Here is a 15,403-nt window from a genome sequence, read left to right on the forward strand (position 1 = left end):
CCATCAGTCATGCCTGTCCAGAGAGCATGACGCCACAATGGTGTCATTCAATGTGAGTGAATGGCGTCATTCGAGATGATTCGATCCAGAGTCCGTGCAAGCTCCACCCATCCGTGCGTCTCGGCCTTGAGCGGCTCGATGAGCTCGGCGTTCACGACCTCGTCGGTGGCCCGGCGCAAGCGCTCAATGATCCGTCTGCTGTGGCGTCTGGCCTGAAGGCGGGCCAGGAACGTTCCCAGCCCTGCCAGGACCAGTCCGGTCAGCAGGCCTCCGAGCAGGAGGATGGTGGGCCAGGGGACTGCCCCCCAGCGCGGAACGTCGATGCTGATGAGCAGGAGGTAGTCCTCCAGGACGTGAATGGTCACCAGCCACAGCCCGCCGATCAGTGCCGTCAGCGCGGTCACCCACTGCAGCACGTTGGCCAGCCTCCACCAGACCGGGCGCTTCCACGTCCCGTAGTCCACCTGGGCCACAGCCAGTTCCAGAGGCTCGGCAAGCCTCTCAGCACGCTCGTCACTGCGCAGGACGGCCTGGGCGGCCAGGTCGCCGGGCAGAGCGGAGCAGGCCGCCACGGCGTAGACGTGAGCGCTGCTGCGCAGCCTGCCCCTTGCGGCAGGTCCTGCGGGGGGCAGGGAGGTCAGGTCGATGACGTCGGGGCCCGTGGCGCCGTCGGATTGTTCGGCGTCTGCGGACTTCTGGGCCGGTGGTCGCCCGGTTCCCAGGTGAAGGGCTCGAAGCGGGTCGCGCCGCAGGTGCTCGATCCACCGCAGCCAGAACCAACCGACTCGGGTATGGGCCCGGTGACGGTCCGATCCTTCAACCGCCTGCGAGACGACGTCGACTCCGGCGAGGCTCGCGGCCGCCAGCCGAAGCGTATCGAGGGACTGACGTACCTGCGGCGCCTGCCGAGCGGCCGGATCCGGTGTTGGCGCACCGAGGCCTAATGGAGTGATGAGCCCCGTGCGTTCCCCCAGCTCACTGGCTGCGCGCCTGGCGTGGGCGACGAGACTTCGAGCGCTGGCCAGCCTGCTGGAGGCGACGGAAGCCACGGCGTGCGCCAGGGTCTCAACGCCCTGTCCGGTGCGGGCACTGACGGGAATCACTGAGACGGTTCCAAGACCTTCCCGGTCCAGAATCCTCCTGAGGTCGCTGAGCACCGCGTCCCGGCTCTCAGGGTCGAGCCGATCCACCTGGTTGAGGGCGACCACCATGACCTCGGCGTGCGCCGCCATGGGAAGGAGGAAATCACGATGAACGACGCCATCGGCGTACTTCTCCGGATCGAGGACCCACACCAGGACATCGACCTTGCCCGCCATGCGCTGGGCGATGACCCGGTGCGCGGGTTCGTCGGAGTCGATGTCGGGCAGATCGACCAGCACCGTGGACCCGCCCAGGGCCCAGTCACCGTCGACGCGCACCCTGTGGCTGATGGAGAGCCAGTCCAGCAGCTCAGTGGCCTCGACAGCCGTGTCTGGGACGACGGCGAGGGGCTGGGTGGTCGTCGGACGGGTGCGGGCGGTTCGGGACACCTCGGAGCCGGCCATGGCGTTGGCGAGGCTGGACTTGCCCGACCCGGTCGCCCCGAGAAGGGCCGCCACGGTGGTCTGCGGCGCCAGACGCCGTCGGTGGGAGGCCTGCGTGAGGACGTTACGGGCCTGGGTGAGCTCTTCGCCCAGACCGAGCCGCTCGCCCAGGTCGACGGCCCTGGCCAGGTCCTCAAGAACCTGCGGCAGGTCTAGCGCGCCGGGGCCGTCGGTCGTCACCTGGCCCTCCTGCCGGCCGTCCGACGGCCGCGGGCCGCCGGCAGGGCGCGCAACGACGTGGCCGCCTCCTGGCAGGCCTGAAGCTGTTCTCGCAGCGTGTCGGCGCTGGGGGTGGGTAGCGGAAGAGCATCGGTGAAGCACTTCGCCTGGTTGGCGAACAGGGCCGTGGCACGCTCGCAGAGGTCCTCCCGGGCCCGCTTGGTCATGCCGCGCATCGCCTGGTCTCCGAAGACGGCCTCCAGAACGCGCTGAGCCAGGATGGCAGTGCCGCCCGCGATCCCCACCTCTCCCCCGGACAGTCCGCCGGTGTGGGCGAAGACGAGGATCATGAGAACGACTCCGGCGCCGTTGATCCCCAGGGACAGCAGGCGGGCGGTGAGCCGCTTGTCAGAGCCCTCGGCTCGAACGAGCGTGAGAACCTGACGCTGCCAGTCGTGGACGAGGGCCGCGGCGACGACCTCCAGCCCGGTCTGACTGGGCACCTCAGCCAGAGCCCGGTTCAGGGCCTGCTGGGAGGTGCCGGCCCGTCTCCAGGAGCGTTCCGTGGCCAGACAGGCCCGTTGGGACTCGGCGACCAGGAGCTCGACCAGGGAGGAGCCGATCGCCTGCTCAACGCGCTTGGCGGGCGCCGGACGTCCCCGCAGGAGCGACGTGACGCGGTCGCGGACCCTCCCCACCTGCGCCTCCAAGGACCGGAACAGGTCCCCGGTTCCCACGAACTCCTGCCAGCGGGCCAGCACCTCACCGTGCAGCATGGAACCGTCCTCGGTGGCCTCGATGACGCGTTCCAGAGCGTCATCGTGCTCGGAGGTGGCTGCTCGACGCAGCTCGGCGTGCTCGGCCTCCTGGGAGGCCAGCTCGACGGCGAGCAGCTCGCTCTGCGCCAGGAGGGAACCGATGGCGCCGGTCAGGCTGCGGTGCGCGACGTCCTGGCGGGCGGCCGCATCGGAGGCCAGTGCCCCCAGCCACTGGCGCAGCGGCGATACGTAGGACTCAGGCAGGAAGCCGTCATCGTCCAGAGCGGTCTCGGGAATCGTGAAGACGGGCGCCTCAGCCAAGTTCGCCTCCGCGAGCCGGCGCCGCAGGTCGGCCTCCACCTCGATCTGCGCGCCCTGCGGTACGCGGTCCAGGACGATGGCGGCCGTGATGTGCCGCTCGGCCGCGGCCCGAAGGTGCTCCCAGGGGACGGCGTCGGCGTAGCGCGCCGCCGTGGTGACGAAGATCCACAGGTCTGCCCCGGCCAGGAGCGTCGCGGCCAGGTCCCGGTTGTCCTCGACCACGGAGTCGACATCGGGTGCGTCCACGATCGCCAGTCCCTCGGGCAGCCCCTCGCAGGCCCGCAGCTCGAGCTCTCTGGGGGTGTGGTCGGTGGCAGGGCTCGCCGGTGCGTCGGCGTCCACACGCATGCGCGACAGGGAGCCCAGGACCCGGTCGGTGTCGAACCAGGCGGCGTCGGTCGGTGCGTGCAGCAGCAGGGGGCGACGCGTGGTGGGGCGGATCGCCGAGGCCCTGGCCACGTGCCTGCGAACGAGTGAGGACACGAGGGTCGACTTGCCGGCCCCGGTCGAGCCGCCGACCACGGCCAGCAGCGGGGCGTCCAGGCTGGCCAGGCGGGGAAGGATGTAGTCGCCGAGCTGGTCGCGGATGAGCGTGGCCTTGTCGGCGGCGGCGGCGGTTCCCTGAAGGACGTAGGGCATGGACAGGGCCGTCAGGCTGTCCCGGAGGGCGGACAGCGCCATGGTCGCCTGCTGGACGTGGTGCGTGCTGCTGGACTCGCTCCGGCTGGGGGTCATGAGGCTGAGTCGCCCTCGCGGCCGTCCTGGCCACCGGCCGGGGAACAGGCTGCGGCCGGGCTGACGGTGATCCGTGGGGCGACGTCGTCGGTGGGCGGCTGCCAGGAGGCGGCGTCGGCCTCGACCTGCTCGCCGGAGCGGATGTCCTTGACCGAGTCGGGGGCTCCGTCACCGCCGGGGAACCACACGAAGGGGATGGACCGTTTGTCCGCGGCCTTGATCTGCTTGCCGAACTTGGCGGCGCTGGGGGCCACGTCGGCGCTGATGCCGCGGGCGCGCAGCGCATCGGCGATGGCGTCGGAGGCGCAGCGGTGGGCCTCGTCGGTGACGGCCACGAGCACCGCTGTGGGCACGGAGCGGCTGACCTCCACCAGGCCCTCACCGATGACGCGGGCCAGGAGCCGGGACAGGCCGATGGAGATGCCCACACCGGGGAAGGTGCGCTTGCCGTTGGTGGCCAAGGAGTCGTAGCGGCCTCCGGAGCACACCGAGCCGAGGTCCTCGTGGCCGGCCATGAAGGACTCGTAGACCGTGCCGGTGTAGTAGTCCAGCCCGCGAGCGATCTTGAGGTCGGCGATGACGGCGCCGGGGCGGCGGCGTCCGGTGGCCTCGAGCAGGGCGGTCAGCTCAGCCAGGCCCTCGTTGAGGAGCTCGGTGGGCTCGGCGCCAGCCAGCGCCCGCAGGACCTGATCGGAGACGTCCTGGCCATCGGTGCCGGTGATGGTGGCGAGTCTGAGGGCCTGCGCCGCCTGCTGCGCGCTGATGCCGACGCTCTGGGTGAGCTCGGCGGCCACCTTCTCGGGGCCGATCTTGTCGAGCTTGTCGACCACGCGCAGGACTTCGATGAGCCGGTCCGTGTCGATGCCGATCGACTGGTAGAAGCCCTGAGCGACCTTGCGGTTGGAGACGTGGATGGTGACCGCGGGCACCGGCAGGGCGCTGAGCGCCTCGTGCATGATGAGGGGGACCTCGACGTCGTGGTGGAGCGGCAGGGCGCCGTCACCGACGATGTCGATATCGGCCTGGATGAACTCGCGGAAGCGCCCCTCCTGGGGCCGTTCCCCGCGCCAGACCTTCTGGATCTGGTAACGCTTGAACGGGAAGGTCAGCAGCCCGGCGTTGTCGACGACGTAGCGGGCGAAGGGGACGGTCAGGTCGAAGTGGAGCCCCAGCTGCTTGCGCGGATCCGTCTCAGACTCGGCGTCGGCGGGATCGGCCTGCAGGCGGCTGAGCAGGTAGACCTCCTTGGAGGTCTCCCCCTTCTTCGTCAGCTCGCTCAGCGGCTCGACGGCACGGGTCTGGATGCCGCTGAAGCCGTGGAGCTCGAAGGTGCGGCGCAGGATGTCGACGAAGTGCTGCTCGACGATGTGGCCCGCAGGGAGCCACTCGGGGAAGCCGGACAGTGAGGAGAGAGCTTGTCGTACCTGTGCCATGGTCCGCATTGTGTCATGACGAGCAGTGAGCCTGCGCGTCGCCGTCGGGCCCTGGCGCCATCAGGCCTTGAGGTCTCCCCCACGGATCTTGGCCTCGGCGAGGTAGGGGTTGCCGTGGTGCTCGTGCTCCATGGTGGTCACTGCACCGTGCCCGGGCAGCAGGATGGTGGCCGGGTCGACGGCGTTGGCCAGGAAGCGCAGGGTGGCGAGCATCTGCACCTGGTCTCCGCCGGGCAGATCAGTGCGTCCCACGGATCCCTTGAAGATGACGTCGCCGTCGAGGGCCATGAGGTAGGTGTGCTCCTCGTCGGCGACGGCGGGGTCGTCATCGATGACCTCGGCCTCGTAGAGCAGGGCGTTGTCGGCCAGGCGGGCCTCGAAGAAGAACAGCGTGGAGCCCTCCGAGTGGCCCGGAGCGGGGACCGCGCGCAGCGCGATGCCGGGGACCAGCTCGATGGCCTGGGAGAAGCCGTCTGCCGGGAAGAGACGGATATCGGCGGGCTGCTTCCACTCGCTGCCGGCCATGTCGGTGAAGCTCATGCCGTTGGCGCTGATACCAGTGGTGATGTCGGGCTCCTCGAGCCGGTAGCGGTCGCGCTCGGGGATGTAGACCGGCACGTCGACGGCGTCGTCACTGGTGAGCAGGCCCTCAGCGTGGGCGGCCTCGATGAGCGCCTGGCTGTCCCACACGTGGTCGGCGTGACCGTGGGTGAGCAGGATGGCGCTCAGGGTCAGGTGATTGGACCGCAGGAGGGCCATGGCGCCCCGCACGGAGCCGGCTCCGGGGTCGACGACGAGGGCGGGCTCACCCGGGCCTGCGGCCAGGACGTAGCAGTTGGCGGCGAACACGGGTGCGATGGTGCGCTCCAAGATCATGCCCCCAGCCTACTTGGGCCGTCTGGGAACAGTGTCGATACGGGTCAAAGAGCTGCTCAGGTCCACAGGACCCGGCTGGCTCACCGAAGGTGAAGCCGCCGCCCCCACCAGTGCTCAATGAGCCAGCGGTCGTGGCTGGCGACGATGAGCGTGCCCGTCCATGTCCTCAAAGCGGCCTCGAACATCTCGAGGGCGTCCAGGTCCAGGTAGTTCGTGGGCTCGTCGACGACAAGCACCTCAGGCCCCGCAGCAGCGGCAAGGGCCAGCTGAACGCGGCGCTGGTTGCCGTCGGAGAGCTCGCTGATGGGACGGTTCCACAGGCGCGGGTGCAGGGCTCCCCGGCCGCGGTCCCCGATCCCCTCGGTCCACACGCTCTCATCCACCCCAGGGTCGCCGAGTTTCGGCAGGTGCTGGGGTATCCGGAGCACCGAACCGGATACCGTGAGGCTGCCGACGGAGTCCTCCGTGGGTGCTGACCGCCTACCCATCCAGGCCAGAAGCGTGGACTTGCCGCTGCCATTGGCGCCGGTGACCAGCAGGTGCTCGCCTGCCATGACATCGACCGTGACCGGCGCAAGGCGCCCGGGTACGACCGCTGACCGGGCCGAGACCGCCATCCCTGTTCGCTGCGCCGGTTCAGTCAGACGCAGCTGCAGGTCGTAGGAGCGGGGCCTGCGCACCTCGGTACTGGCGAGTGCCTCCAGCCGGCGGTCGTCCTGCGTCTGGCGCCGGGTGGAGACGCGCTGGGCGCGGTCGGCGTAGAACTTCCGGGCTATGCGGGCCTCGGTCCGGGGCGCTGCCCCGCTGTGCCCAACGATCTCGGAGTCGCGACGGTGACGCACGAGCTTGCGCCGCTGCTCCTGCTGACGCTGGTGAAGACTGCGGTGGGACGACCTGGCGTGCGCCTTGTCCACGAGGTAGTCGCTGTATCGCCCCGAGCACCGGTAGGCACCCATGGGGCCGCTGTCCCCGGAGGCGGTGGCCAGTGCCTGCCACGGCGCCGTGTCGAGGTCGACGACGGCGGTGGCCACCTCGTCAATGAAGGCACGATCATGAGAGGTGAACAGGACCGGTCCGGGCCATGACACCATCATCTCGCTCAAGTAGCTACTGCTACCGGCATCCAGGTGGTTGGTGGGCTCGTCGAGCACCAGCGCCTGACCGGCTGAAAGAAGCAGAGCCGCGATCTCCAGCCTCCCCCGTTGGCCCGGCGACAGGGAGGAGACGAGGCGGCCTGTATCCACGCGCCCCAGTCCCAGCCCGGCGAGCGCCTCAGCCCGTCGAGCCGGCAGGTTCCAGGCGTCGAGCGACTCAAGCCGGGTCAGTAACGAGTCGTATTCCTCGGCGAGGGAGCCGGCTTCAGCTCCGGCCTGGGCAATGGCCTCGCTCATGCACTCGAAACGACCAAGCGCGTCCAGGGTCTCAGCGCAGACGGCGTCGAGGTAGCCCGCGATCGACGTTGCAGTCGACTCCTCCGAGTCGGCCGCCGGCGGGCCGTGATGCTCAGGCACGCTGACAGTCCCGTGATCAGGGAACAGCTCACCGGTGGCCAGGCGCAGGAGCGTGGACTTCCCCGATCCGTTGGGGCCGACGACGCAGACGCGTTCGTCGTCGGAGACCGTAAGGTTGATGTTCTCCAGCAAGGGGGCGGAGGTGTAGGAGAAGCTGACATGGGAGAAACTGATCGCAGGCATGACTCGTCCTTGGCATGAGGCGGTGGGGGCACAGGGGCAAGTCACGCGAGCATGGTCACATGCTAACAGCGCCAGTCGTCGACAAGGCCTGGGGAACCGACACCGGCCCGCTTGTGAGGGGCATCGGCGCTCAACGAATCAACGGAAATCAGTGGGGCGAAGGATGGTGAATGCTGCCGGCGGGAACGTAGACTTTCGGCACTGCCGTCCTCCGACGGCACCTCACCACCACCCGGCTTGACAGCCGGGCGCGAACGGAACGGAGCGGTCACGCCGCTCCCTCCCCGTCAACCATGAAGGAGCATCCCGTGACTGAGCGGATCCAGCCCGACAACCGGTCTGACAACCAGCCCGAGGCTGAGCAGACCATCCAGCCGACCGACCTGAGCGAGTCGGCAGCGCCCAGCCCGACGGAGCAGCCCACAGCGGCGTCCTCTGACGAGCCGGCATCTCCCGCCTCCGAGGAGCCCGCCCAGACCGAGCAGCCGACAGAGAAGGTTCAGGCCTCCGAGGCCACCCCGCAGGACGCCACGCCGACCCCGGCCGAGGTTCCCGCCCCTGCAGCGGCGCCTGCGGCACCTGCCGAGCCGGCCGTCGACCCGCAGGAGGCGATGGACGCAGCCAAGTGGGGGCGCGTGGACGGCGAGGGCCGGGTCTACGTCCAAGACGGCGGCGCCGAGCGCGAGGTCGGCCAGTTCCCCGATGCTCCGATCGCCGAGGCGATGGCCTTCTATGTGCGCCGCTACCTGGATCTCAAGGCGACCATCGACCTGTTTGCCACCCGTCTGCCCCAGCTCAGCGTCCGAGAGATCGACTCGACCCTGTCCTCGATCTCCGAGTCCCTCACCGAGCCGGCCGCCGTCGGTGACCTGGAGGGACTGCGGGCCCGTTTCGCCGCCCTGAAGACTGTGGCCGCCGAGCGACGCGAGGCTGTCTCCGCTGAGCGCGCGGCCGCCAAGGAGCAGGCCCTCAAGGAGCGTACGGCGATCGTCGAGCGCGCTGAGGCCATCGCCGAGCAGGACCCGGCTCGCACGCAGTGGAAGAACTCCGGCGCCGAGCTGCGTGAGCTGCTCGAGTCCTGGAAGGCCGCGCAGCGGCGCGGGCCGCGCCTGGACCGTCCCACCGAGGACGGGCTGTGGAAGCGCTTCTCCCACGCGCGCACCACCTTCGACCGTCACCGCCGCCAGTTCTTCAGCGAGCTGGACGCCAAGCAGGCGCAGGTGCGGGCCGCCAAGGAGGCGCTCATCAAGCGTGCCGAGGAGATGCAGACCTCCACCGACTGGGCCGGCACCTCCGCGAAGTACCGTGACCTGCTGGCCGAGTGGAAGAAGGCCGGACGCGCCTCCCGCAAGGAGGATGACGCCCTGTGGGCCCGTTTCCGTGCCGCCCAGCAGGTCTTCTACGATGCCCGCCGCGCCAAGGACGAGGCCGTCGACGCCGAGTTCGCCGAGAACCTCAAGGTCAAGGAGGCGCTGGTGGCCAAGGCCGAGGCGCTCCTGCCCATCAAGGACATCAAGGCCGCCAAGAAGGCACTGCGCCCCATTCAGGACGCCTGGGAGGAGGCCGGGCGGGTCCCGCGCGGCGCGGTGCGTCGTATCGAGGGCCGCATGCGCGCCGTCGAGGACGCGATCCGTGAGGCCGAGAACGCCGAGTGGCGCCGCACCGACCCGGAGACCAAGGCCCGCGCCGAAGGCCTGGCCGGTCAGCTCCAGGACGCGATCGCCGGTCTGGAGAAGGACCTGGCTGCTGCCCAGGCCACCGGTGACGCCAAGAAGATCGCCGAGACCGAGGCCGCGCTGACGGCTCGCCGGGCCTGGCTCGAGCAGGTGCTGCGCTCGGCCAAGGCCTGACCCGAGCACCTTCCGCTCAGTTCTGAGACTGAAGGAACACCTGAGGCGGGGCCGACGCCACCCACCGGTGTCGGCCCCGCTTCGTGTCTCGTCCTGGCATCCCTAGTTGTTGTGAGTCATGAGGTTGTAGTCGTGGGTGAGGGCAGCGGGACTTGAGCTGTCAGAATGAGTGGCGCTGAATCATCGTTCTGACAGTAGAAACCCCCGCTGCCATGACCCACCGTAACGCTGTGTTGACGCCTCGGAGCCGCTACCGGCTCGTGATGCGTGTCCAGGCCGGTCACCCCATCGCCCATGTAGCCGCCGAGGGCCGAGTCTCCGTCGCGGGCATCCCTGATGAGCCTCGTCGGGATCTTGACGTCGATCACTAATATGTGCATAGTCATGTTCATGCCAACACGAAACGTCTATGTTTCAGAGGATGATGTGAGCCTTTTCGCTGAGGCGGGGGAGATCGCCGGTAGTCTCTCGTCTGCCATCGTTGAGGCCCTCCGTGACTATGTCAAGAAGCGTGGCACTCGGCCGAGGGCTATCAGGAGATCGAACTGAAGCTGTCTACGGGCGACGTGGATCGTCGGGTCACGTTCGTCGGTCGACGCCTGGTGCGCCTGACGAGACCGGATCCTGAGGGAACCCGCATCGACACGGTCTACCTCACAGCCAAGGGCCAGCTGGCTGTAGCGACAAAGGTTCAGAGGAGGCTGCCGGACTGGACTGCTGGCCAGGACGACCTTTGGTCCAACCCGGAAACATGGAGTCGGGACTTCTGGATCGCCGGGGACAGAACTCTGAGTGTCTTCCCAGACATTGATCACCTTCAAAAGGAGGATCCGGTTATGGCAGAGCAAGCCCGGGCGGCGCTGGCCACTCCGGCTCTCGAGGTCTTGGACATCTGACATGCAACCTTCAACCCCAAAACAGTACGTCCAGGCTCCTACTTTATCTGTCCTGGATGTTGCCAAAATATAAAATCGGAAGTTGCTACGAGGTGCCAGCGCTTAATGGAGTATTCTGGTTCTTCAGTACCCAATGGAGTGGGTAACACAACTCTCGTCAGAATCGAGATTCATCCCTCTCCCTGGCCTCATCGACCGATGTGGCGACGAGTCATTTCTCCCCCATCCCATGGGAGGTCACCCCTCCACTAGCAGCATCGCAGCATCGCAGCATCGAGGCTGCCAACTACCAGCTACGTAAGGATCGTCGACGAACCGGGGACACTTCTCCTCTGATAAGCCGGAGGACAAACCGCTGAAGACTGGTGATCTGCGACACCTGTGGGCAAAAGAGTCCGAGAACGCGACAAGGAGAAAAGGCTAGCCCCGTCCAAGCGCAAGGCCAAGAGCAAACTCGTCGACGGACAGGTCGCCACCGACTGGAACAAGACCCTGACCCAGTTCACCGCCGCCTACCTCAACCAAATCAATCTAAACCTTGCACAAAACACTGGACAGGCTCATGAGGGATTCACCGACTACCTCGTCGATATTATTTCAGACCTTGAGACGGTGGACTGGGAGATACCGGACTCATTGCCCAACGTCTGCATGAGGTCACCAGACCTTACGGCTGGAAATCCCTCGATTCAGGCTTGGCAGATCATGGCGGTGGTGCCAGCGTCGCTCAGGTCCTGCAGACCGATCTGAAGCAGACAGTGGATGCGTCATCATAGCCAGGTCCGGATCAGTCAGGACTTCCTGGGTCAGCGTGGACACAGCAGACTGGTGAGGAGGCATCATAGGAGTACCTCCTAGTGAATCTTGATCGAGAAACCGGGTCCTATGATGCCTCCCTGACTCTCTTCTCAGCCAGGAACCTCGCAGGAACTACCACCACACTAAGAGACTCACCCCGCGTCTCGTCCTGGTGTCGCTGGTCGAGCGATCTGCTACTCCCAGGTGGCGGTCGCGGGGTCCACTCCCTCAGACCTGGCGCATGCGTCGATGACGTCCTTGAGCCAGGCCGCCAGACCAGGCGCGCGTTTGTCGTAGTAGCGGGCATAGCGTTCGTCCGCCACATAGCCGCGGGCGATGATGACCTGCTTGGAGGTGGAGACCTCGAACCACCGGTTGAAGTCCTTGCGGTGCCACCGCGCCAGGGCATTGGCCTCGGGGCTGCCCGGCTCAACGCCGCTGCGCATCGCCTCGGCAAGCGCGGTCTCCAGAGCGACGGTCTCCTCGTGCGCCTGCTCCCAGTTGGCGCGAGACATCCGGGCCTTGCGCCGGTAGGACTCGGCCCACTCCGGTGTATCACCCCACTGCGCGCGGGCCTCCTCGACATAGACGGGGTCCCAGTCGGTCCCCCAGATCTCCGCCATCTCAGCCACGGAGATCCTCGCCCCCAGCTGCTGTATGTCTATCACCATGTCGATGGAGCTGAGCTTGTGCTGCAGGTGGGAGATCTGTCCTTGCACCAGCTCGCGCTGACGGCGCAGGTGCGTGAGCGCGTCAGTGCCCGGCTCGTCGAGGACCGTCTTGATGTCGGCCAGGCTCATGCCGGTCTGCCGGTAGACGAGAACCTGCTGGATGCGCATGATGTCCGCCTCGCTGTAGAGCCGGTAGCCGGCGGCACTGCGCCGGGAGGGATGCACCAGACCGGACTCGTCCCAGTGATGCAGCGCCCTGACGCTGACGCCCAGGAGCGTTGAGACCTCACCGACCGTCATAGCGATGTCCGCGTCGTCGGGCACGGCGCTCATTGCGGTGTCGGCTGCTGTGTCATGTCTCCCGGTTCCGTCATGACGCTGTTGAGAGTCCTTCACCCTGTGTCCTTCCTCAGTACTCGCTCCGGCCGGCAGGTGTCCTGGCACATGCCGTCCACCGTGATGCCTCCCGCTGCGTGAGGGTCAACTCCTCACGGTCACCACGAGGTTATCCACAGGCGGCCGATTCACTGTGGCGCCGACGGCCGGTTGACGTCCACGATGGCGTATGGCTCGTTTCGTCCCGGTTCCCGGTCACGCCGCCGTGGCCCACCTGTCCGCCCGCCCACTCTCCCCCGTTCTAGGCACACTTCCACCCCAGGATATGCAGGTACTCAGGTGCGCCGGGCTCGACCCCCGGCTGCTGGTCAACATCCTGGGCAACCTGCAACCGGCCGACACTCTGCGCTCGGCCGAGGGACGTATGCGGGCCATTGCCGCTGCAATGCCCTGCCGGGGTGTGCTTCTGGCGAGCACCGCCCTGTGGGTGCACGTCGGCGGGCCAGCTCCCGACGCCCTGGAGGTGAGCCTGCCCGGAGGCCGTCGAAGTCGACTGCCCTACCTGGTGACCAGACGAGGCCGGCTGCCCCACTGCGACACGACCGTGATCAGTGGTATCACCTGCGCCACGATCGCCCGAGCCGCCGTCGACATCGCCCGCCTGGGGCCGCCGGTGCAGGCAGTGCAAGCCATTATGGCGGCCCGCGACCATGGAGTGAGCCGAGTCCGTCTCCTGCTCACGCTCAACCACTGCCGTGGGGCCGCCAGCAGAGGCTGCCCGCGGGCGCAGCACATCATCGAGGAGGTCATGACCGGCGCGTCATAGCCGGCGCCCAGAATCTGCTCAACTGGAGCGGCGCGCGGCGGACAAGCTTCTGCGCGCCTCGAAGACGCCGTCGATGCGCCGCAGGGCCGCCAGCGTGTGGTCCAGGTGCCCGGCCTCGGCCAACTCGACGACGAACCGCCCGGTGACAACCCGGTCCCGGCTCGTACCGATGCTGGCACTGACAAGGTTGACGTGGCTGTCCGCCAGTGCCCGGGTGATGTCGGCGAGAAGGCCCCCACGGTCCAGGGCCTCAACCTCCACCTGGACCAGGTAGGCCGACTGGGCGTGATCCGCCCAGGAGACGGTGATGAGGCGCTCGGGCTCGCGCTGGAGCTGATCGACGTTCTGGCAGTCGGCCCGGTGTACTGAAACACCCGAGCCCCTGGTGATGAAGCCGACGATGGGGTCGCCCGGCATGGGGGTGCAGCAGCGCGCCAGCTTGACGTAGACGTCGCCCTCATCCATTCCTGCGACGACGACTCCGGCATCGGCCGTTCGTGGACGCCGGTGCGCCGTGGCCCGAGTGGGCAGGACTCCCTCCGCGAGAGTCTCCTCGGCGCCGTCCTCCCCGCCCATGGTGGCCACCAGAGTGTCGACGACGTGCTGGGCCGACACGTGCCCCTCACCCACCGCGGCGTACAGGCCGTCGATGTCGACCTTGTCGAGGGTCTTGGCCACGTTCATGAGGGTCTCATGGCTCATGAGGCGCTGAAGAGGCAGGTTCTGCTTACGCAGGGTGCGGGCAATGGCGCCCTTGCCCTCCTCGATGGCCTCCTCACGGCGCTCCTTGGAGAACCACGAACGGATCTTGTTACGCGCGCGGGTGGAGGCGACGAAGGAGAGCCAGTCGCGCGAGGGACCGGCGTTAATGGCCTTGGAGGTGAAGACCTCCACCGTGTCGCCGTTCTCCAGGCGCGTGTCCAGGGGCACCAGTCGGCTGTTGACGCGCGCCCCCACGGTACGGTGGCCGACCTCGGTGTGGACGGCGTAGGCGAAGTCCACCGGGGTGGCTCCCGCAGGCAGGGCCAGGACATCGCCCCGGGGGGTGAAGACGTAGACCTGGTCCCCGGCCATCTCGTAGCGCAGGGCGTCGAGGAACTCGGTGGGGTCCTGGGTCTCCTTCTGCCAGTCCACAAGCTGACGCAGCCAGCCCATGTCGCCCTGGTCGGAGTCTCCGGGTCTGCCTCCCAGGGCGCTGGGGCCCGAGGCGTTGGGGTCCTCCTTGTAACGCCAGTGCGCCGCCACGCCGTACTCGGCCATGCGGTGCATCTCGTGGGTGCGGATCTGGATCTCCACCGGCTTGCCACCCGGCCCCACGACAGTGGTGTGCAGCGACTGGTAGAGGTTGAACTTGGGGACGGCGATGTAGTCCTTGAAGCGCCCGCTCATGGGGGTCCAGCGCGAGTGCAGGGAACCGAGCACCGCGTAGCAGTCCTGGACGGTGTCGACGATGACCCGCACCGCCACCAGGTCGTAGATGTCGTCGAACTCCTTCCCCCGCACGATCATCTTCTGGTAGATCGAGTAGTAGTGCTTGGGTCGCCCGGTCACGGCGCCCTTGATCTTGTTGACCCTCAGGTCCTCCTCGATCTGGAGGCGAACCTGGCGCAGGTACTCCTCGCGAGCCGGGGCCCGCTCCGCCACCATGTGCTCGATCTCCTCGTACACGCCCGGGTAGAGGGCCTTGAAGGACCGATCCTCCAGCTCCCACTTGATCGTGTTCATCCCCAGGCGGTGGGCCAGAGGCGCATAGATCTCCAGGGTCTCCTTGGCCTTGCGGGCGGCGTTCTCCGCAGAGACGTACTTCCAGGTGCGGGCGTTGTGAAGCCGGTCGCCGAGCTTGATGACCAGGACCCGGATGTCCTTGGACATCGCGATGATCATCTTGCGCACCGTCTCGGCCTGGGCGGCCTCCCCGTACTGGAGCTTGTCGAGCTTGGTGACGCCGTCGACGAGCAGGCTGATCTCGTCACCGAAGTCGGCGCGCAGGCGCTCGAGGGTGTAGTCGGTGTCCTCCACGGTATCGTGCAGGACGGCTGCCGCCAGGGTCTGGGCCGTCATCCCCAGCTCGGCCAGGATGGTCGCCACTGCCACCGGGTGGGTGATGTAGGGCTCCCCGGACTTGCGTCGCTGGCCGGAGTGAGCCTTCTCCGCCACCTCGTAGGCGCGCACGATGAGGCTCGTGTCGGCCTTGGGGTGGTTGGCGCGCACCGCGCGCAGCAGCGGCTCGATGGCCGCTGGCGTGGAGTGCCCCCGGGAACCGAACCACGCCAGACGGCTGCGCACGCGCGAGCCGGGGACAACACTGTCACCTGACGTGTCCGGGGTGTTCTTCGTCTCCGTCATTAACGCATCATATAGCGGCCGGCACACCGAGGCGTGTCGGCGCTGCCGATGGCCGTGTGGTGTCGCGTCCTTCAGGGTCACGACACCACACCGGAATCAGCAGTGGCAGAGGACAGGG

Annotated in this window: 11 protein-coding genes and 1 pseudogene; 4 read left to right on the forward strand and 8 right to left on the reverse strand. The window is 67.7% G+C overall.

The window, feature by feature from the left end:
- Positions 1 to 47: 47 nt before the first annotated feature.
- The 6 genes and pseudogenes from BKH20_RS02745 to BKH20_RS15010 form a co-directional block, all read right to left on the reverse strand.
- Positions 48 to 1,766, reverse strand: a complete 1,719-nt coding sequence (locus tag BKH20_RS02745; protein WP_075389850.1) for a GTPase — start codon at positions 1,764 to 1,766, stop codon at positions 48 to 50.
- Positions 1,763 to 3,559 carry a dynamin family protein gene (locus tag BKH20_RS02750; protein WP_075389851.1) on the reverse strand — a complete coding sequence of 599 codons (1,797 nt, stop codon included), beginning with the start codon at positions 3,557 to 3,559 and terminating at the stop codon, positions 1,763 to 1,765. Before BKH20_RS02750 ends, BKH20_RS02745 begins: the two co-directional genes overlap by 4 nt.
- Positions 3,556 to 5,001, reverse strand: coding sequence for a histidine--tRNA ligase (gene hisS, locus BKH20_RS02755; protein WP_075389852.1), 1,446 nt, complete (start codon positions 4,999 to 5,001; stop codon positions 3,556 to 3,558). Before hisS ends, BKH20_RS02750 begins: the two co-directional genes overlap by 4 nt.
- Positions 5,002 to 5,052: 51 nt before the next feature.
- On the reverse strand, positions 5,053 to 5,868 hold the full coding sequence (locus tag BKH20_RS02760; protein WP_075389853.1) for an MBL fold metallo-hydrolase: 816 nt from the start codon (positions 5,866 to 5,868) through the stop codon (positions 5,053 to 5,055).
- Between the two features lie 80 nt (positions 5,869 to 5,948).
- Complete coding sequence (locus BKH20_RS15005) at positions 5,949 to 6,962, reverse strand: ATP-binding cassette domain-containing protein (protein ID WP_430793315.1); 1,014 nt, start codon at positions 6,960 to 6,962, stop codon at positions 5,949 to 5,951.
- A gap of 48 nt (positions 6,963 to 7,010) precedes the next feature.
- Positions 7,011 to 7,562: pseudogene (locus BKH20_RS15010) on the reverse strand (ATP-binding cassette domain-containing protein); the annotation flags it as partial.
- A gap of 293 nt (positions 7,563 to 7,855) precedes the next feature.
- Here BKH20_RS15010 and BKH20_RS02770 point away from each other — a divergent pair.
- From BKH20_RS02770 to BKH20_RS02780, 3 genes are all read left to right on the forward strand, one after another.
- Positions 7,856 to 9,412 (forward strand): DUF349 domain-containing protein, encoded by a 1,557-nt coding sequence (locus BKH20_RS02770; protein ID WP_075389855.1) that lies wholly within the window; start codon positions 7,856 to 7,858, stop codon positions 9,410 to 9,412.
- Between the two features lie 566 nt (positions 9,413 to 9,978).
- Positions 9,979 to 10,308: an EXLDI protein gene (locus tag BKH20_RS14490; protein WP_256692997.1), complete on the forward strand. Its 330-nt coding sequence runs from the start codon at positions 9,979 to 9,981 to the stop codon at positions 10,306 to 10,308.
- A gap of 381 nt (positions 10,309 to 10,689) precedes the next feature.
- Positions 10,690 to 11,058, forward strand: a complete 369-nt coding sequence (locus BKH20_RS02780; RefSeq protein ID WP_075389856.1) for a hypothetical protein — start codon at positions 10,690 to 10,692, stop codon at positions 11,056 to 11,058.
- 242 nt (positions 11,059 to 11,300) lie between these two features.
- Here the strand turns inward: BKH20_RS02780 and BKH20_RS02785 are convergent, their stop codons facing one another.
- Positions 11,301 to 12,173, reverse strand: a complete 873-nt coding sequence (locus tag BKH20_RS02785; protein WP_081381568.1) for a MerR family transcriptional regulator — start codon at positions 12,171 to 12,173, stop codon at positions 11,301 to 11,303.
- A gap of 169 nt (positions 12,174 to 12,342) precedes the next feature.
- Here BKH20_RS02785 and BKH20_RS02790 point away from each other — a divergent pair, with 169 nt between their 5' ends.
- Positions 12,343 to 12,939, forward strand: coding sequence for a hypothetical protein (locus tag BKH20_RS02790; protein ID WP_075389858.1), 597 nt, complete (start codon positions 12,343 to 12,345; stop codon positions 12,937 to 12,939).
- A gap of 18 nt (positions 12,940 to 12,957) precedes the next feature.
- Here BKH20_RS02790 and BKH20_RS02795 read toward each other — a convergent pair whose 3' ends face one another.
- Complete coding sequence (locus tag BKH20_RS02795) at positions 12,958 to 15,285, reverse strand: RelA/SpoT family protein (RefSeq protein WP_075372288.1); 2,328 nt, start codon at positions 15,283 to 15,285, stop codon at positions 12,958 to 12,960.
- Between the last annotated feature and the right edge of the window lie 118 nt (positions 15,286 to 15,403).

It is taken from the genome of Actinomyces oris (assembly GCF_001937445.1).
Lineage (GTDB): Bacteria > Actinomycetota > Actinomycetes > Actinomycetales > Actinomycetaceae > Actinomyces > Actinomyces acetigenes.